We start from the raw sequence: 19,758 nt of genomic DNA on the forward strand, positions 1-19,758 counted from the left end.
TCCACCCCACAAATAAATTCCTATGATTTTTTGTGAACGGGCATCTTGCCCGTTTCTGACAATTATATAGCAATCTTCTTGGTAGTTAAAGCATTTTTAATTGCTGAAACAATTGGTTTCATCTTCCTTCTTTCCCAATGCCCAATGCCCAATGCCCAATGCCCAATGCCCCCTCCGTTCCTTTATATGTCTGAATTACCACCGCTGAATAACGAAACTATTTGGGCTATTCTCAATGAAGAAATCGACGATGCTGCCGTCAACCGGTTAGTTTGGCTGTATCTGGGCTACCGCTGGGATGCGGAGACTGGTAAGTGGAACAGTGCTGATGTTGCTAGGGAGTGGCGCGAAGATTATCCTGAACCGCCGGATTTTATCGATTCTAGGCCGGCGACGGTGAAATTGACGCGATCGACCCTTCCAGAAAACAAGCAGTTGCTGAAGGAAAAATTGGGGTTTAAGGGCTATAAGATTGGGGAATTCGGGCCGAGACAGACTCGCAGGGCGACGATGGCTAATTGGTTGATGGGTTTTATGGAGGCTGGGGCGTAGATGGAACTATATTTTTTGTTTAAAAGTGCGTCTGTTGGTAGGTGTAAAAATCGAGGGGTTGAATTTTTCGGCTGTAATCGAACTGCTGTAAGGGTTTGATGCCCCAATCCGGAACAAAAGGCAGACGCAATTGCTGAAACCTTTATCTAATAGGAGTTTCAAGGCACAAGTCAAAATGGGGTATTGACAGGCCGAGGCTGAAATGGTATTTTTAGTTGGTGCAGACGCAAACGAACCTTGAAAACTAAATACTGCAACGGTTTCAAATGCCAGCGGCCGGAAAACCCATAAAACCCTATTAGGGATTGAAACATCTGTGAGAAGGCAACAAGCGAGTACCTTCACTCCACGCCGGAAAACCCATAAAACCCTATTAGGGATTGAAACAAAACAATTTTGACTATGTTCGAGCTAGTCTGCATCCGGCCGGAAAACCCATAAAACCCTATTAGGGATTGAAACTCGAGCCGCCGGCCCTTTGGGGCTTTGCTTCCCTCGAGCCGGAAAACCCATAAAACCCTATTAGGGATTGAAACTTCCGGCAGCCAGTAGGGTACTTCGAGTAATGCCGGAAAACCCATAAAACCCTATTAGGGATTGAAACACTTCCAGCCTTGGTGCAGCCGTACCGCATTTTACAAGCCGGAAAACCCATAAAACCCTATTAGGGATTGAAACTTTGAGCAAGTTTCACTTGCCAGCAGAAATTCTGAGCCGGAAAACCCATAAAACCCTATTAGGGATTGAAACATATAGTTGACGGACTAGACCAGGAATGTAGACTGTGCCGGAAAACCCATAAAACCCTATTAGGGATTGAAACAATTTATAATCATCGTCAAATAGTTGAAAATTAGTTAGCCGGAAAACCCATAAAACCCTATTAGGGATTGAAACTGTGTATTTATGAGGCGCGTTATATTGCGCGATCGCGCCGGAAAACCCATAAAACCCTATTAGGGATTGAAACGTCTATTTACACCCGCAAACTTCGGATGAGCTAACCCGTGCCGGAAAACCCATAAAACCCTATTAGGGATTGAAACTGTAATTACTGGGGGAAGCGCTCTTGCTACTGGAGGGCCGGAAAACCCATAAAACCCTATTAGGGATTGAAACCAGGCAAAGACGCACCTTTGAAGAAATACAAGATTCGGAGCCGGAAAACCCATAAAACCCTATTAGGGATTGAAACGTTTGACTTTGAGCCAAGGATTGTTCGATATCAAACGCCGGAAAACCCATAAAACCCTATTAGGGATTGAAACATTTAAACTCTCACATTAGTCAGACCTGATGAGAGCCGGAAAACCCATAAAACCCTATTAGGGATTGAAACACTTCGCTTGGATCGAATCCTTTGCTTCCAGGCCGGAAAACCCATAAAACCCTATTAGGGATTGAAACGCAGCTACCTCAAACGCTACTGCCGCCGATGCAAATGCCGGAAAACCCATAAAACCCTATTAGGGATTGAAACACCCACAACAATACTCAAACTTGCTTCGGAAATATCAAAGCCGGAAAACCCATAAAACCCTATTAGGGATTGAAACAAATATCCACACCATTTGTGAGGCAAAAGATGAGGCCGGAAAACCCATAAAACCCTATTAGGGATTGAAACTGGGCAATGGGCGATCGATATTACCTGACCGGCCGGAAAACCCATAAAACCCTATTAGGGATTGAAACATTGACTTGGTAGAAACTATTAAATTACTTTTTTGAGCCGGAAAACCCATAAAACCCTATTAGGGATTGAAACATTTTTAACTATCCTTTTTGGAAGATTTAAGAAGAGAAGCCGGAAAACCCATAAAACCCTATTAGGGATTGAAACCAGTGCCAGCATAAGTAGCAGTAGTAGTATTTAGCATGCCGGAAAACCCATAAAACCCTATTAGGGATTGAAACAATCAATTAATGCTAGGAGTTAGGCACACTAGAGACAGCCGGAAAACCCATAAAACCCTATTAGGGATTGAAACTTGCTCGGAATCCTTGGGAAATTTATTGCGATAGCCGGAAAACCCATAAAACCCTATTAGGGATTGAAACTTTGATTTGATGCTCGCAGACGATCCCTATGTTAAGCCGGAAAACCCATAAAACCCTATTAGGGATTGAAACATTTTGGATTAATGGGAACTTGCGTACTTATTGCCGGAAAACCCATAAAACCCTATTAGGGATTGAAACATTGATTTTGAATTTCTTCCCTCCACGATCGTCAGCATCGCCGGAAAACCCATAAAACCCTATTAGGGATTGAAACCGGACACTTTTGACGGAAACTTCGGTGGTTACGCGGGCCGGAAAACCCATAAAACCCTATTAGGGATTGAAACCAAGACGGCAAAGGAAGGCTCGACAGATGCTCGCGCCGGAAAACCCATAAAACCCTATTAGGGATTGAAACGCTGGGAAACTTGGAGCTAAGCTATCCGGAAGGAACCGCCGGAAAACCCATAAAACCCTATTAGGGATTGAAACTCCATATTCTCCCTGCGTCCATCTTTCTAGAAATTGCCGGAAAACCCATAAAACCCTATTAGGGATTGAAACTCGCCCACCTTTGGGGAAGAAATCGACAATATACGTTTCAAATGCCAGCGGCCGGAAAACCCATAAAACCCTATTAGGGATTGAAACTAAGTGCGTTTAAGGTAGCTAAAGGTGTAATCCCTGCCGGAAAACCCATAAAACCCTATTAGGGATTGAAACGATCGAACAATTTGAAGTGGCTTACAAAGCTTGGGGCCGGAAAACCCATAAAACCCTATTAGGGATTGAAACACAAGTTACAGACAGATATTAAGTATTGGGAGGAAGCCGGAAAACCCATAAAACCCTATTAGGGATTGAAACGCCACAGCCAAAAATATTGAAAAGTGGGAATCTGGCACAAGCCGGAAAACCCATAAAACCCTATTAGGGATTGAAACAAACAAAGCAAAAGTCGATCGGTAATCTTCATCAAGCCGGAAAACCCATAAAACCCTATTAGGGATTGAAACATTGACACCGAACACGGTAGCGCTTCCCGTTACGGCCGGAAAACCCATAAAACCCTATTAGGGATTGAAACAACCGACCTTTACATATTTTGGTCTGGCATACTCCGTGGCCGGAAAACCCATAAAACCCTATTAGGGATTGAAACTGAGTTTGTTAGTGAAAGAGCTGTTGAATCTTTTCGCCGGAAAACCCATAAAACCCTATTAGGGATTGAAACCTATTACTTCATTGTACGCCGCTGCAGGGCAAACGCCGGAAAACCCATAAAACCCTATTAGGGATTGAAACCATACAAGAATTTTGCGGTCAAAAGGATGGATTTTAGCCGGAAAACCCATAAAACCCTATTAGGGATTGAAACGCGGGCTCGAACTGGCCAACCCAATTGATTATTGCCGGAAAACCCATAAAACCCTATTAGGGATTGAAACTCCTGGAGCTTGTCTGTTGGTCGCAGAGTTTTTGCTCGCCGGAAAACCCATAAAACCCTATTAGGGATTGAAACACTGCAATCTCTATGCCTGCAAAGCTGCTCGGATTCCCAGGGCCGGAAAACCCATAAAACCCTATTAGGGATTGAAACTCACCATCTGAGTACAGACTGCATTCTGCGAGCCAGCGCCGGAAAACCCATAAAACCCTATTAGGGATTGAAACCTTTAGCAAGATCAACCATGTGCTTAGTCCCTGAAGCCGGAAAACCCATAAAACCCTATTAGGGATTGAAACCTTCAATTTGAAGGAGTACCAAACAGCCCATTTGCAGCAGAAGCCGGAAAACCCATAAAACCCTATTAGGGATTGAAACAGAAGAAGGGGCAACTTTCAGCGTGTATCGATCGGAATATCAGCCGGAAAACCCATAAAACCCTATTAGGGATTGAAACGTACTTGCGCTCTGAAGGTGTTACAACGGCCATAACGCCGGAAAACCCATAAAACCCTATTAGGGATTGAAACGCGGTAGCTTGTAGGATAGCTTTGACAAATAACGCCGGAAAACCCATAAAACCCTATTAGGGATTGAAACCCAAGTCAGAATTGATACGTCAGGGCTAGCGCAAAGCATCTAGCCGGAAAACCCATAAAACCCTATTAGGGATTGAAACAACACAGTAAAAACCGCTGCTTCTGCTATTGCGCTTTGCCGGAAAACCCATAAAACCCTATTAGGGATTGAAACTTCTTGAAGAAAGAAACGTCGCCGTTTGCGCTGGGCCGGAAAACCCATAAAACCCTATTAGGGATTGAAACAGACAAGTTCAAGAATAAACACCCGCACCACAAAGGCCGGAAAACCCATAAAACCCTATTAGGGATTGAAACATAGGAAGGGGTGCGCCCATAGACCAGTAGAAGGCCGGAAAACCCATAAAACCCTATTAGGGATTGAAACCAAAGCAAATTAACTACGCGAAGAATATCCGAGCGCCGGAAAACCCATAAAACCCTATTAGGGATTGAAACAGGGCTGATTTTTTGCCTACGGCACAGCGCCAAGCCGGAAAACCCATAAAACCCTATTAGGGATTGAAACCCGCACCTATTTTAGTAGTGTTTTCCTCTTCATTGCGCGCCGGAAAACCCATAAAACCCTATTAGGGATTGAAACTTGAGCATGGGAAGCTTGCAGCGGACTTTCAAGAGCCGGAAAACCCATAAAACCCTATTAGGGATTGAAACTGGCGATTACTCCCCTGAGATTCTGCGGGGAATGCCGGAAAACCCATAAAACCCTATTAGGGATTGAAACTCGGGAATCAACCTGGTTCGACTTCGTAATTACTTGGGCCGGAAAACCCATAAAACCCTATTAGGGATTGAAACCCCGCGTACCTGTTTTTTGAATTAGATTGTTGGGGCCGGAAAACCCATAAAACCCTATTAGGGATTGAAACCGCAGCTTAAGAAGCGAACCTTTGCAGGAATTCGCCTTAGCCGGAAAACCCATAAAACCCTATTAGGGATTGAAACGCAGCCGATGGCAGAATGCAAATTCAGTTAGAAAGCCGGAAAACCCATAAAACCCTATTAGGGATTGAAACTTCGGGTCAACAATACAAGCGAAAAGCCGCTTGAGCCGGAAAACCCATAAAACCCTATTAGGGATTGAAACCACCGGCCTTGACTGAAGCTCCTTCATCAACAAGCCGGAAAACCCATAAAACCCTATTAGGGATTGAAACAAGCACTTTTGCTTGGCGGGCTGCTTCATGCACGCCGGAAAACCCATAAAACCCTATTAGGGATTGAAACGAATATTTGTAACACTCATATCACAAAGTCGAGCTAGTGCCGGAAAACCCATAAAACCCTATTAGGGATTGAAACGAAATCGGCTGTAACTTCAAAGATACCTTCTTTGAGGGCCGGAAAACCCATAAAACCCTATTAGGGATTGAAACACTGACACTATAAACCGACTTATGGAATTAGCAGGCCGGAAAACCCATAAAACCCTATTAGGGATTGAAACACTCACTGAAATACAGCAAGAATTTGAGCGACTGGGGCCGGAAAACCCATAAAACCCATTAGGGATTGAAACCCGCGAACGGGGCCGGATGACTGTTGCCCTCTGCTAGCCGGAAAACCCATAAAACCCTATTAGGGATTGAAACTTTTCCCCATTCTCCTCTGGCTTTTTTGAGCTTCTCGCCGGAAAACCCATAAAACCCTATTAGGGATTGAAACCATAAGTATGTGAAAAAGGCCCCGCTGAAACTGTTACAGCCGGAAAACCCATAAAACCCTATTAGGGATTGAAACCCAGCGACTTGGACAACTTACAGATGATGATGCTTAGCCGGAAAACCCATAAAACCCTATTAGGGATTGAAACCCAGTAAATAAGCTAGCGTCTTCTAATGGCTGGAGTGCCGGAAAACCCATAAAACCCTATTAGGGATTGAAACCACCGGCAGCCGACACAGCCCGAACCACGGCAGACGAACGAGCCGGAAAACCCATAAAACCCTATTAGGGATTGAAACATGCTTGCGATCGGAGTAATGCCAAGCTCCATACCGGGCCGGAAAACCCATAAAACCCTATTAGGGATTGAAACTTTCAGTGTTGAATTTGGCGAATTTTAACCACATTGCCGGAAAACCCATAAAACCCTATTAGGGATTGAAACCGGCAACAACTCAAGGATTATCCTCAAAATCAGTGCCGGAAAACCCATAAAACCCTATTAGGGATTGAAACTCAGTGATACATTCACCAAAGCCGGTGTGCAATTGCCGGAAAACCCATAAAACCCTATTAGGGATTGAAACTTCTTTATTATAGTGCGGTAGACCGCACAATATGCCAGGCCGGAAAACCCATAAAACCCTATTAGGGATTGAAACGATCTGCAACTAATTTCAGAGTTTCAACAACACCGGCCGGAAAACCCATAAAACCCTATTAGGGATTGAAACAGAGTTTGTTTGGCTGACGGTACAGCAATATTTGCGCCGGAAAACCCATAAAACCCTATTAGGGATTGAAACGAATATTTTGCTGCTAATGATTTCAAGATTATTGCCGGAAAACCCATAAAACCCTATTAGGGATTGAAACTCCTGGTCAGGTACTTTTTCCGCCACATCTAAAAGTACAGTCCGGCCGGAAAACCCATAAAACCCTATTAGGGATTGAAACACTAGAGAGTAGACACAACAAACCTCATTTTTTTCTAGCCGGAAAACCCATAAAACCCTATTAGGGATTGAAACTTAATCCTTCAGGCCCTACAGGGCGACCCATAAGGCCGGAAAACCCATAAAACCCTATTAGGGATTGAAACATAAGCCAATTGCCGTAAACGGTCTATGCGACGGTTGCCGTTGCCAGCCGGAAAACCCATAAAACCCTATTAGGGATTGAAACTTCCCATGCGTTTACTCATAAATCCTTCTACGGGCTTTCACGCCGGAAAACCCATAAAACCCTATTAGGGATTGAAACCCGTCTGCTTTGGTGTATTCCCTTACATATTCAGCGCCGGAAAACCCATAAAACCCTATTAGGGATTGAAACCACCGTGCAGAAGGCACTGCCTTTGTTACTAGAAGGCCGGAAAACCCATAAAACCCTATTAGGGATTGAAACGGGTGCAACTTTTTCCCTCGCGCTTTGCTTCGGCGGCCGGAAAACCCATAAAACCCTATTAGGGATTGAAACAGGAAACATCTCAACAATTGTGGTTGGACACCAAGGCCGGAAAACCCATAAAACCCTATTAGGGATTGAAACTTGTCGATTGTGTCTTCCGCTCCTGCTGTTGGGCCGGAAAACCCATATTTCCCTATCTAGGTCTTGAAACCTCGATCGCACTCTTCCTTTCTTTCTCTGCGTCCTCTGCGTCCTCTGCGGTTAATTAATTAAAATTAAGCCTTTTGAAAGTCAAAAAACACTAAAACCCGCCAATTCCAACCTCCTCACCCCCAACCCTGACATCGGGCTGTTCCGTGAAGTATCCTAGAGTCGGCACAAAACAACTGTGAGGAAAAACTTATGAAAACAACCACCATATCTCGCTTAACCAGCATTTCCCTAGCTACCCTAATGCTAGTAGGCGTTTCAGTAAATGCGATCGCCACGCCAGCCACCATCAAACCCGCCACCCAACTCGCCCAAGCTACGGCCAAAAAGCGCCTCGTCGTCATGGATTTCGACTACGGCACCACCAACAGCTATTACACTTCTTATCGGGGAGTCGGCGCCGCCAAAGGCATCAGCGAACTGCTAATCAACGAACTCGTCAACAATGGCACCTATACAATAGTCGATCGTAGCAAGCTCGAACAAGTGCTCAAACAGGAAAATCGCAGCGGTACAATGGATGCCGGCACCGCAGCCGAAATTGGCAAAAAACTAGGAGTTGACGCCGTACTCATCGGCACCATTACCAAGTTTAATATCGACAAACAATCCGGCGGCGGCAGTTTCATGGGAATCGGCGGCGGTTCGCAAAAAACCAAAGCTACCGTTCAAATAGACGTGCGGTTAATCGGTACAGCTTCAGGAGATATTCTTGCCACCGCCAAAGCAGTAGGAGAAGCCGATCAAAGCGATTCTAATATTTCTGTCAGAGGTATCAGCAGCAATTCTGGCAGCAGCAATGAAGACTCACTTTTGAGCGCGGCAGTTGACAAAGCGGTATCCCAAATGGTGACTAAACTGGCAGAAGTATCTAACAAATTAGGTTAGAAATTTTGAAACATTTTTAGACTTTAGATTGGTAATTGTTAACTCCCCAATCTAAAATCTAAAATTTTTTCAGATCCTTGACCTGCAATTGTACCTGTTAATATTAGTTTTGTTTAGGAATCTGCCTTTTCCTTTATACTGCAATACGGTTCACTTAACACTATTTATACCCCGGAGACCCCCCTCGCATCCCCCGAAAGCAAGGGGGAATTTGAGGGCATTCTTGTCCCCCGACCTAAGGGGGGTTAGGGGGTATCTGTCTTAAGTGAACCGTATTGCTTTATACTGAACTCTATCAATTTCGCTCAACATACTCAAGCATTAACAGTTTAATTAGGGTTTGGATTTGAGTCAGCCTCAACGCACTTACCCTTTTGAGTTGGGTTTAAGGCTAGGTTAGACACTACTTTAGAAACGGCAGCTTGTTCTTGAATCCATCCAATTTCCCCCGCTTGCAGCTTGGCGCTTTCTACTTCAACTGTTGGCTTAACTGCCGGGGAAGGTGAGGGATTTGCCACAGCGGGAGATGGCTTCAGTGCAGGTTTTGAAACTGTAGAAAAATCTTTATTTGACTCGGGTTTGGGAGAGTTCGATCGCACTATTTCAGGAATCGAACAAACTTTCAATTCCAGCCAATTGCCTTGAGGCGTAAGCTGTTTGTTTGTCACCTGCAAAACACTGCCGGCTGGGACTGTTCCTTTGACAGTCAACTCACCCATTGCGACTCGCAAATCCAAGCGATCGCCCAATGCGCTCAATTCCCCAGCCACAGAACTTTTAATCTCTATAAACGAGCCTGTTTCTAAAGATTGGACCGGAGAAGGTACAGAGTTAACTGTTTTCTCCGGCGTGCTTCCAGCTTTAATTAAACCGCGTTTCCCGAAAATCGACTCCCCGGCAGTATCGATCGCGCGACCCACCGGAGGAATGAAAAAATAAGCAAATACACCCCCCAACCCTAATAAAAATAAAATTTTCAGCAGCAGCGAAAATGGGCTTTTGCTTTTGTCCGGCCGTAACAACTGCGTTTTTCCTTCAGAATCCCCCTCGCCAATGCTTGTGGGCCCATTCAAATCCGTTGGCATATCCTCGCTGTCGGAAATTAGTTCGATCGGCGTATCTAAAGGTGCGACAGACAGTTCTGTAGCAGTATTACCGTCTTCCCTCAAATGCGCTTGACAGTGAATTAAAGCAACAGTGACGTTATCGTGACCGTTTCTAGTATTAGCAATCTCAATCAGTCGATCGCGCGCCTTAGCCAAACTAATGCTACCGTCTAGAATTGGCAAAATCTCCGCTTCCCAACATTCCTCAACCCGGTCTTTATCACTCAAACCGTCGGAACACAGCAGCAAAACGCAGTCTTCATCCACCGGAAAACGCTGCACGGTCGGGTGCAGAGTGTTGGACGAAGTAATCCCCAAAGCTTGAATCAGAGCTCCGGCGGCCACTTGTTCCAAAGCATCCCGGTAGAGAGAGTAGCCCAAACGCACCTCGCGGCAAGCCACATTATCATCGAGAGTAACTTGATAGCAGCCGGTGCGGGTAATCCAGTAAGCCCGACTGTCTCCGACGTGGGCGACGTAGAGCTCGTGAATGTGGGCTAAAGCCATAACTAGCGTAGTTCCCATCCGCTGGCGGCCTTGGCGGTGTTCGCTGTCGTTGCGACTGGCTATCTTGTCGTTAGCAGCACAAGCCGCCCGTTCCAGCTTGGAAGTCAGGCTCAACGGGTCCCAATTAGCCTGATGCAGGGGCATTTGCTGCAACTTGTCGCGCAGCACACCAATTGCTTCTTCCGAAGCGACTTCGCCGCCGTCTTGTCCACCGATACCGTCGCAGACGATCGCGCAAGCTTCCGCACCCGGGTTTCCTGCGAACAGCGTACCGCTGGGCGGATAGCAAGCATCTTCGTTGTGAGCCCGGGATCTGCCTACATCTGTGCCCGTGGCAATTTCAACGTGACGATCGTACAATCGGCCGCACTTTGCCAAAGCTTTATCCAACTGGCCCATCAGTTGTTCGCCGTGGCGCACTTGACCGGCAACCATTTGCTGGCAAAGTTGCCTCAAAAAATTGGCAATAGTTGGGTGAGCATCTTCGAGCCACTGCTGCCACAATTTGCCCAACTGCGACAAATGAGGCGGTTTGCGATCGGGCTGCAATTCCAAAAACCGCACCAATTGCCCTTCCACCCGCAGCAGTTCTGGAGTCAGCAGGGTCGAAGCCACGCCCTGAGCGATACAGGGCTGCCACAACTGGGCTATTTGCCACAGCCAATTGAGCTGGCGCATCGCTGCTGCTCCTTTCCAGGAATCGGCCAATTCCGGCATTAAAGATTCCGTCACCTTCAAAATCGGCCCGTTTTCCAGTAGCCAGATATCTCCCGATAGCTTGCTCATCTTGGACGATACCATGCCGTATACTTGAGGTACGTGCAACTGATAGGCAAACAGTCTCAGATAAGGAGTGACAACACTCGGAATCTCTTCGGGCAGTTCCGGCAAGTGTTCGGGTTGAGTATCGACCAGAAGTCGATCGCGCTTGACCAAGTAGCGACCAGCGATCAGATCGCCTGGCTTACACCCTTTGATCCCTTCACCTAAAGCCCATAAGTAGTGTTTTGCCACAGAGTTTTGCATAAGGGTTCCTGACGCCTTTGGGCAAGCGTGCTGATCTGAATTATTTTAGCGATTGAACCTCGACGGGTTGATACGTGGCGATTATTTGACACTCCCGCTTTCTCAACAGACGCAGATTCTTAAGACTTCGCAGTCCTAATATCCTGATTTTTCAGGTTCCCGGGCTCACCACGTTTCCACTGTTGTGTGCGTAGTGATATCTGCTACACAAAACTTGGCTAAACTTATTTAAGTCTCACCATTCAATCGGGATTGCTCCTGAAGGGTCTGCTTCCTGCTTCACCCAAGGGAGTCGGCTCCTTCTTGTCCACAGGCGTTAATTCGGGTGTAGCCCACCCTAATCGAATTAATTTTAGTTGAATATTTTAGCCATGAGTCATCCAATATTTTCAACCAATTTAACGAAACGCGGACTCCCGTTCGACCTTTTTACAGGCTGGTCAGTTTTGACTTGCACGCTCGGTTTACTCTCCCAGATAATTAAGCCTTGGTTTTTGGCATCGCTCTAATTCTACCACCCACAAAGGTTAACCAGTCAAGTTAAGTATGACTAACTTTAGTAAACTTTTTTGCTATTTAGTCTAACTCCTGACAATATTTTAGGCGTTACTTTCCCCCAGTCTAGGGGTAGGTTTTAATGTCTTGTACTGACAGGAACAGTTTACCATTTTGTTGACGGCCGGTTGAATCTTGCTATGAGCTTTGAGGGTTAGACGATCGCGCGATGCCCAAGTCCTCGGCTTGAAAGCACGCTCTTTTCAGCATATTCCTGATAGTGGCAATTTGCGAAGAAATCGCGATCGTCAAGTGAATTGAGATTTTAGACTAACTATAATGGTAGGATGCTGGTACGTAGAAATCACCTGAGCCGGTAGGTATAAATAAATATCAATTCTCGGTTTTCTCGCGAAGGGTCATCTGTGCCTCGCGCCCTAGTTTCGCAAGAGAAGTTAAATTTAACCCTACCCAAAGATGGATACAAGCCCCCAGATTCATCTGTGGAATTAATCTCAAATCGATCAACTGACGGATGCCAGCCCCCCACAGGAGTCGTGGAGAGCAAAAAAAATTAGATATTAGTTCAAGCCCCCACATTCATCTGTGGAATGAATCTCAAATCTCAAATCTCAAATCTACTGACCGGCCTCTGCAAGCTGTTGAGTATTTAACCATGGCCCCACATGAACCCAGCGCCTTTTCCAAGAATTTGCCCGATCCGAAGCTACTGCCGGCCGTTGAAATAGACGAAATACTCACTAGCATTCAACAGTCTCACAGTTTTTATTATAAAGTGATGAATCTTGAGGTTTGGGCGCTGGTGGAAACCTTGGATGGCCTGTTTCCCGGCGCTTGGGGTCACTTTATGACCAACCGCCAACTTGCAGTTAAACAGTTTTTGGAACGCGATCGCGTTCCAAATTCTCCGGTTGATGCTGGGGAGGCGGGGGAGAAGTCCGATCGAAGTCGGAAGAAGGAAGAAGCCGGGAGTCAGGAGTCAGGAGTCAGAAACAAGCAGGAAGAAGAATAAAAGCAGATTTTCCCACTTCTCCCCATCTGGGCCTTTCCTTTGTATAGAAGTCTAGATCCCCCTCAATCCCAGGGCTGTTTCATTCTCACTAAAAACATGAATTTTGTAGGGGGTAGTGCCCCGTGCCTACCCCCGACCGAGACGATTCGATCGGCAGTCAGACCAAAAGGGCCGGCACGGGGGCACGGCCCCTACAAGAAAATGAAACCGCCCTGCCGTACTCCCCTGATTAAGAGCAGTAGGAGGGATCGAAACTCAGCTACAAGCGACATTTATTATGGGTTTCAATCTTAACTTGACATAAATGCCGATCGCCCGTTAGCGAAGCCCTCGAAGAGGATCGCCCTTACAGGTGAATTTTGGCATCAACACGGGGAAGTCCCATGCTGTAGTTGACAGCGCGGCTGTTGAGGTTGTAGCTGATTTGGCCTTTTTGTAAGAACGATCGCACCAAATGCTCCAATTCCGAACCGATGCGGCGGAGGTTGTACTCGGTCAAGTCTTCGCCCTCGTAAGCGTCTACGAGTTGGTCGAATTTGGCATATACCTGTTTGACTGACTCGTCGTTCCAGTTAAGTTCGTTATCTGGGTCAATGTCGATCGTCAAAAGGTCGTTGCTGGGGACGAGTTCGTTGTCTTCGAGGATGGCGGTATAAATGCGAATATGGCGGGTTGTGGACTTGAGCTGCATGAGTTCTTATGTGTAAAGATTTTTTCCTGAACTTATTGTAATGGGTCAAAGACCGTTGCAGGAGACCCCTACTCAATTCAAGACTAAAAGAGAAAGCTTTCGCAAAGTATAATAATTCAGAATTGGCATAGGAAGACAAGGTGGAAGGCAAGAGATTTATTCACTCCCTGCAACTGCAAAACTTCCTTTCCTATGGAAGTGATGGGGAAAAAATTGAACTGCAACCCCTAAATGTGTTGATCGGAACTAACGCATCCGGCAAGTCTAACTTAATCGAAGCGATGGGAGTGTTGAAGGCAACACCTACAGACTTGCTTGCTCCGATTCGTCAAGGAGGTGGCATCAGCGATTTGCTGTGGAAAGGTGAAAAAGGTATTCCCACAGCAAAAATTGAGGCTATTTTAGATTATCCAGAACGAACGATGCCACTGCGCTATCAGATTAGTTTTACCGCAACCGGTCAGAGACTTGAAGTAGTGGACGAAGCTATAGAAGATATGGAACCCCGCCATAGTTTTGAAAGCCAGCCATTTTTCTATTACCGTTATAACGATCGGGCTCGCCCTGTTATCAATGTTATAGAGGACAACGAGCAGCAAACAAGAAAGCTGCGGAATCTGCGGCGAGAAGATATCATTCCCGATCAATCTATCTTATCTCAAAGAAAAGATCCCGAACTCTATCCAGAACTATCATATCTGGGAAATAAATTTGCCGACATTGGTTTATATCGTAACTGGCAGACAGGGAGAGATTCAGTATCTAGAAAGGCTCAGCAAACTGACTTGCCAGAACATCCCCTCATAGAAGATGGTGGGAACTTAGGACTGGTTTTAAATAACTTACAGTATCAATTAGGAAGCCGGCAGATTATTGAAAAATTACAACTGTTCTACGATGCAGCGGAAGAACTGAGTATCAAGATTTATGGCGGCACTGTCCAGATATTCATCCGCGAAACAGGATTAATTCAGCCAATTCCCGCAACTCGTTTATCAGACGGTACGCTGCGTTATTTATTCTTAATAGCTTTACTTCTAGATCCAACTCCCCCGCCACTTATTTGTATTGAAGAACCGGAGATTGGCTTGCATCCCGATATTCTGCCTGCTGTTGCTGAAATGTTGATCGAAGCCTCACAGCGCACACAATTGATTGTGACAACTCATTCCGATGCTTTAGTGTCGGCTCTGAGTCCTGAGTCAGTGTTAATATGCGATCGGGATGATAGAGGAAGTCACCTGAACCGTCTCGATCCCGAACGACTGAAAAAATGGCTTGAGAATTACACTTTGGGAGACCTTTGGCGGATGGGAGAAATCGGGGGCAACCGATGGTAAAAGAAATTCGCATTTACATCGAAGGCGGCGGCGAGGGCAAGAATACAAAGGCATTGCTCCGACAAGGATTTAGCAGTTTTTTCAAAGAAATTGTGCAGGTTGTCCAAAGCAATAAAATCAAGTGGACTATCACTCTTTGCGGTTCCCGGAATAATGCTTTCAGGGATTTCAAGAATGCTTTGGCCGCTCACCCAGATGCGTTTGTCATCCTTCTGGTTGACTCAGAAGCACCTGTTGTAAAGCAGTCGCCTTGGGAGCATTTGAAGTGGAGGGATAATTGGGATTCGCCTGGGGTTGATGACACTCATTGCTATCTCATGGTTCAAGCGATGGAAGCTTGGTTCATGGCTGATATTGATACTTTAAAAAGATTTTACGGGCAGGGATTTAAAGAAAAGGCGATTCCTAAAAATATCAATGTAGAGACGATTGAAAGGATAGGTTAGAACCAAGTCTGGAAGCAGCTACCCGCGACACAAAATCGAAAGGCGAATATAAAAAGATAAAGCACGCTTCCAAGCTGTTAGAAATGTTGAATGTTGACCAGGTTCGCAAGGCTTCTTTGGAGTGCGAGCGAATGTTTACAACTCTCATCAAACTCATGGAACAAGACAAATAGAGCGACTTACGCGCTCAGGCCAGAAACCGGGTTTTTTCTCGAAAATATTTCGTTTCAGTCCGCAGATTCGGCAAAAAACCCGGTTTCTCAGAGTCGCAGTGCTTCAATCCAGAAATATAAGGACTGAAGTCCTTACTACGAACATTGGACTTTGATTTATTCGTGAGTTGTACCGTCAGGCATAATTGCACCTGCGAGTTTAGCATTTGCCATATTTGCTCCAACCCAGTTGGCATCTTTCAGGGTAGCTTTCTCTAGGTTTGCATAACTCAAATTTGCTCCGCACAGGTTTGCTGAAGTTAAGTTTGTTTCACTCAAGTTAGCATTGTAAAAGCTAACTCCAGACAGGTTTAAGCCAGCCAAGTTTTGACCGCTCAGATTAGCTTGAGCAAGACTAGATCCGATCAAACTTACCACTTTCAAATTTACATTTTTCAGGTTAGCTCCATCAAGGTTGACTCCAACTAAACTTACCCCATTCAGCTTAACCCCCCTTAGATCAGCATAAGATAAGTTAACTTTAGTTACTTTGGCTTGACTTAAATCTGCTCCTATCAAATTAGCGTTATTTAAATTTGCCTGAGTTAGGTTGGCACTACTTAAATTGGCTGTAGTCAAGTTCGCACTATGCAATTGTGTCTCGCTCAATTTTGCTTGACTTAAATTCGCTTGAATGAGTCTTGCGTTATTTAAATTTGCCTTAGTTAAGTTGGCTCCACTAAAGTTAGCTTGAATTAAATCGGCTTGTTGCAGGTTTGTGGATTTCAAGTTTGCCCCTTGCAGGTTAGCTCCAATCAAGTTGGCCTTCACTAGCTTGGCATTACTGAGGTTGGCATTGCTCAGGTTTGCTTGACTGAAACTAATGGGATATTCCAGAGTTTTTCCGCTCAAATCGACTCCTGCTAAGTTAATCCCTGTAAAATCCCGTTCTCCCTGGTTATACCGCCGTAAAAATTCCTCAGCAGTGATAGCAGGTTCCTGATTTTTTGAAACAGAATCATCAAAATCCTTAACAGAATCATCAACATCCTGATCAGCTTCCAAATTATCTGCATTCACAGGATTAGCAACAGACTCTCCCGCTGCTTTTTCCTGCAATAGCTTATCCACCCGATCGCTAAACCGCCTCACAACCTCAGCATCATCAACCTTTTCACCAGCATTCGAGCTTTTCTCAACCGCATTTTCAACATAATACTTGTCTACAAAACTTTGCAACCCAGCATTATATCCCTGTCCAACCGCCTGAAACCTCCATTCGCCATTCTTCTTATACAACCGTCCAAATTCTAAAGCCGTTTCTTGAGAAAATATCTGATTTAAATTGTACCGAACCAATTCATTTCCAGTTTCTGAATTGTAAAGCCGGATAAAAGCATTTGTAACTTGACTAAAACTTTGATTCTTTTCCTGTCCCTCGTGAAGAGTCACAACAAACACTATTTCCTGAATCGCCGAATTGATTTTACTCAAATCCAGATAAACCGTCTCGTCATCTCCCTCTATTTGTCCATTCCTGCTGTCTCCCGAATGTCGCACCGCACCGTCCGGCGATGTCAGATTGTTGTAAAATACAAAATACTTTTCATCGGGAATGCGACCGTCTGCCGCTAACATAAAAACAGATGCGTCAATGTCGCAGTTTTGTGCTGTCTGGCTGACTTGCCAACCCAGGGCGATCGCAATTTTACTGAAATTAGGAGTTTCTTTAGAAAGATTGAACCTTTCACCCTTAGTTAATTCGATGCTCATTCCCTTACCTCAGAAATGCTATTCATTATCCCATCTATGTTAACCCGATCGCAAATTGGATTTTATCTCGAAGACATCGAAACCCCAATTGGCCGAACCGTCAATTTAAGTATTACCGGACTCATTCTTTTATCTGCCGCCAGCTTCATCGCCGAAACTTACCCGATTTCGGAAACTGTTAGAATTAATTTGCAAACTCTGGATACAGCGCTTTTAGTTGTTTTTGTGTTTGAGTATTTATTGCGACTATGGTGTGCAGAAAATCGAGTTAAATTTATTTTTAGTTTTTTTTCAATTATTGATTTGCTGGCAATATTACCATTTTTACTGGGATTTGTCAACGTTAGTTTTATCCGAATTTTTCGCTGGTTTAGAATTCTCCGACTTATCCGCTTTCTGGAATTAAAAATTTCTATTTTCCGCATCAGTAGCGAAGATGGGGTGATTTTTGCTCGGATTTTGTTTACTTTGCTGGCAATAATTTTTGTTTATTCTGGTTTGATTTATCAAGTCGAACATCCGGCAAATCCCGAAAGTTTTGGAACTTTTTTGGATGCTGTTTATTTCTCGGTTGTCACGATGACCACGGTGGGATTTGGCGATGTTACTCCGATTTCGGAATCCGGCCGTTTTTTGACTATTTTGATGATTTTGACGGGAATTGCTCTGATTCCTTGGCAATTGGGGGATTTGATTAAACACTTAGTTAAAAGTGCTAATCAGGTAGAAGCGGTTTGTAAAGGTTGCGGTTGGTCTGTACATGATGCTAATGCTAGATTTTGTAAAATGTGCGGCACTCAGTTAGATAATGGTTGACTGTTGACTGTTGACTGCTGACTGTTGACTGTTACAGCAGTTTTCAAGTAGGGACACAGCATTGCCGTTTCCCTACAGAAGATTGCCTCTAATTTATATGTAGCAGTATTTTTCATGATAATTAATAACTAATAACCAATAACAACTGACAACTGACAACTGACAACTGACTTCTTAAGCTAAGGGTAACAAAATTTCAAATTCAGTGCCCCTGCCTAACTCCGATCGCATTCTGAATGCACCGCCGTGTTTGCCCGTCACTATTTGATAGCTAACTGCTAAACTGGTTTCTTTGAGGGCGCGTTTTTCGGTAGAGAATGATTCTATGATTTTTTTGTACTTGCTAGGTGACATTCCTGGCCCGTTATCTGATATACAAATCGAAACCCAGCGAACATGAAGTTTGTCTAAATCCGGCGCAGGTTCGGGACAGCAGACTTGAGTTGTGATTTCAATTTGAGGCTGGCGATCAAAGTCTTTGAGTCCTGCACCTTTAAATTCTTTCGCCAACTCTTGACCGACTGCTTCGTTAATTAATGTATTAATAGCATTGGTCAAGATATTCATAAATACTTGGTTTAGCTGGCCTGCATAGCACGGCACTGGCGGCAGGTAGCCGTAGTTTTTTACTACTTTGATTTCCCTAGTTAAACGACTTTTGAGTAGCAAAAGTATGCTGTCTATGTTGGCGTGCAAGTCTGTCGGTTTGGGATAAACATCGTCTATGTGGCAGAAGTTTTGCAAACTGCTTGCCAGCTTGCTCAAACGTTCGGCTCCAGATTTGATGCTGGCAACAGTTCGGAGGAAATCGTTTTGCAAAAAGTCATAGTCGATCTCTTCCTTGAGCCGTGCTATTTGCGGCGGGGGATCAGTACAGTATGCGTCGTAAACTGATAGCAACTCCATCAAGTTTTTGCTGTAGTCGCTGACGTAGGTTAAATTCCCCCAGATAAAGCCTACCGGATCTAAAATTTCGTGGGCTACTCCGTTGACTAAACGCCCTAAACTAGCCATTTTTTCGCTTTGAATCATTTGAGTTTGAGCTCTTTCGTAGCGGACTTGAGTTTCTATGCCACGAATTTGCCAGTAGGCGATGTTTAGCGCGTGAGGGTCTAAGAGGCGGTAAGATTGGGAGTCTATTTGGACGACGATTGGTTCTGACTGCAATTCGGGCGATCGACGCAGAGCTTGTGGAGCTGCTGCCAAAATGGTTGTACTCTCTGCGACTAATAATATTTCGACGCGAGCGTAACTGTAGAGAACTTTCAGCGGCAGGTGCAAAAAGAGCTCAGGGCCTTGGGGTTTGAGCAAATATTCCAGCAGTTGCCTGCGGGATATCATGCCAGCAAACTCTCCTGCTTCCATCAAGACCACTCCCGGCACTAGGGGATGCTGTTCAAACATTTCGGCAACTGCCACGGCCAAGCAGCTCGATTTAACCTGAAAGTCATACAGGGGCAAGTCCCAGAGGGTAGATTCTAGGGAAAGGTCTTGATGACTGCCTTCGGAGAGTGAAGGGCCAAGGAGTTTGGAACTGAATTTATTTGCCACTAGAACTTTTAGTTGCCGAAACGCTGGGAAAGTGAATTGAGAACCTA

At 45.0% G+C, this 19,758-nt stretch carries 10 protein-coding genes and 2 CRISPR repeat arrays; of the genes, 6 read left to right on the top strand and 4 right to left on the bottom strand.

Going from position 1 to position 19,758, the window contains the following annotated elements:
* The first annotated feature begins 186 nt into the window (after window positions 1–186).
* Together QUA58_RS04165 and QUA58_RS04170 are read left to right on the top strand one after the other, a co-directional pair.
* Entirely contained in the window at window positions 187–552 is a 366-nt protein-coding gene (locus QUA58_RS04165; RefSeq protein ID WP_333251977.1) for a DUF1823 family protein, read from the top strand.
* A 275-nt stretch (window positions 553–827) separates the two neighbouring features.
* Window positions 828–6,050: a CRISPR direct-repeat array (repeat unit 37 nt; unit sequence GCCGGAAAACCCATAAAACCCTATTAGGGATTGAAAC).
* A gap of 107 nt (window positions 6,051–6,157) precedes the next feature.
* Window positions 6,158–7,818: direct repeats of the CRISPR family, unit length 37 nt; unit sequence GCCGGAAAACCCATAAAACCCTATTAGGGATTGAAAC.
* 261 nt (window positions 7,819–8,079) lie between these two features.
* Entirely contained in the window at window positions 8,080–8,775 is a 696-nt protein-coding gene (locus QUA58_RS04170) for a CsgG/HfaB family protein (protein WP_333251931.1), read from the top strand.
* 329 nt (window positions 8,776–9,104) lie between these two features.
* Here QUA58_RS04170 and QUA58_RS04175 read toward each other — a convergent pair whose 3' ends face one another.
* Window positions 9,105–11,414 carry a protein phosphatase 2C domain-containing protein gene (locus QUA58_RS04175; protein WP_333393130.1) on the bottom strand — a complete coding sequence of 770 codons (2,310 nt, stop codon included), beginning with the start codon at window positions 11,412–11,414 and terminating at the stop codon, window positions 9,105–9,107.
* 1,171 nt (window positions 11,415–12,585) lie between these two features.
* Here QUA58_RS04175 and QUA58_RS04180 point away from each other — a divergent pair.
* Window positions 12,586–12,942 carry a hypothetical protein gene (locus QUA58_RS04180; protein ID WP_333393131.1) on the top strand — a complete coding sequence of 119 codons (357 nt, stop codon included), beginning with the start codon at window positions 12,586–12,588 and terminating at the stop codon, window positions 12,940–12,942.
* Between the two features lie 346 nt (window positions 12,943–13,288).
* Here the strand turns inward: QUA58_RS04180 and QUA58_RS04185 are convergent, their stop codons facing one another.
* On the bottom strand, window positions 13,289–13,633 hold the full coding sequence (locus QUA58_RS04185) for an NAD(P)H-quinone oxidoreductase subunit M (RefSeq protein ID WP_332991772.1): 345 nt from the start codon (window positions 13,631–13,633) through the stop codon (window positions 13,289–13,291).
* Window positions 13,634–13,773: 140 nt separating this feature from the next.
* Here QUA58_RS04185 and QUA58_RS04190 point away from each other — a divergent pair, with 140 nt between their 5' ends.
* Window positions 13,774–14,973: an AAA family ATPase gene (locus QUA58_RS04190; RefSeq protein ID WP_333393132.1), complete on the top strand. Its 1,200-nt coding sequence runs from the start codon at window positions 13,774–13,776 to the stop codon at window positions 14,971–14,973.
* On the top strand, window positions 14,967–15,419 hold the full coding sequence (locus QUA58_RS04195; RefSeq protein ID WP_333393133.1) for a DUF4276 family protein: 453 nt from the start codon (window positions 14,967–14,969) through the stop codon (window positions 15,417–15,419). Before QUA58_RS04190 ends, QUA58_RS04195 begins: the two co-directional genes overlap by 7 nt.
* Before the next feature lie 329 nt (window positions 15,420–15,748).
* Here QUA58_RS04195 and QUA58_RS04205 read toward each other — a convergent pair whose 3' ends face one another.
* The gene (locus tag QUA58_RS04205; RefSeq protein WP_333393134.1) at window positions 15,749–17,344 is read right to left on the bottom strand and encodes a TerD family protein; all 1,596 of its coding nucleotides are present in this window, start codon (window positions 17,342–17,344) and stop codon (window positions 15,749–15,751) included.
* A 15-nt stretch (window positions 17,345–17,359) separates the two neighbouring features.
* Here QUA58_RS04205 and QUA58_RS04210 point away from each other — a divergent pair, with 15 nt between their 5' ends.
* Window positions 17,360–18,160: an ion transporter gene (locus QUA58_RS04210; RefSeq protein WP_333393135.1), complete on the top strand. Its 801-nt coding sequence runs from the start codon at window positions 17,360–17,362 to the stop codon at window positions 18,158–18,160.
* 174 nt (window positions 18,161–18,334) lie between these two features.
* Here QUA58_RS04210 and QUA58_RS04215 read toward each other — a convergent pair whose 3' ends face one another.
* Window positions 18,335–19,711, bottom strand: coding sequence for an ATP-binding protein (locus QUA58_RS04215; RefSeq protein ID WP_333393136.1), 1,377 nt, complete (start codon window positions 19,709–19,711; stop codon window positions 18,335–18,337).
* Between the last annotated feature and the right edge of the window lie 47 nt (window positions 19,712–19,758).

It is taken from the genome of Microcoleus sp. N9_A1, from assembly GCF_036701795.1.
Classification (GTDB): domain Bacteria; phylum Cyanobacteriota; class Cyanobacteriia; order Cyanobacteriales; family Microcoleaceae; genus Microcoleus.

Bases quoted from the DNA above. Each gene is read 5' to 3' on its own strand.
- QUA58_RS04165 (WP_333251977.1), top strand. From the start codon at position 187: ATGTCTGAATTACCACCGCTGAATAACGAAACTATTTGGGCTATTCTC.
- QUA58_RS04170 (WP_333251931.1), top strand. From the start codon at position 8,080: ATGAAAACAACCACCATATCTCGCTTAACCAGCATTTCCCTAGCTACC.
- QUA58_RS04175 (WP_333393130.1), bottom strand. From the start codon at position 11,414: ATGCAAAACTCTGTGGCAAAACACTACTTATGGGCTTTAGGTGAAGGG.
- QUA58_RS04180 (WP_333393131.1), top strand. From the start codon at position 12,586: ATGGCCCCACATGAACCCAGCGCCTTTTCCAAGAATTTGCCCGATCCG.
- QUA58_RS04185 (WP_332991772.1), bottom strand. From the start codon at position 13,633: ATGCAGCTCAAGTCCACAACCCGCCATATTCGCATTTATACCGCCATC.
- QUA58_RS04195 (WP_333393133.1), top strand. From the start codon at position 14,967: ATGGTAAAAGAAATTCGCATTTACATCGAAGGCGGCGGCGAGGGCAAG.
- QUA58_RS04205 (WP_333393134.1), bottom strand. From the start codon at position 17,344: ATGAGCATCGAATTAACTAAGGGTGAAAGGTTCAATCTTTCTAAAGAA.
- QUA58_RS04210 (WP_333393135.1), top strand. From the start codon at position 17,360: ATGCTATTCATTATCCCATCTATGTTAACCCGATCGCAAATTGGATTT.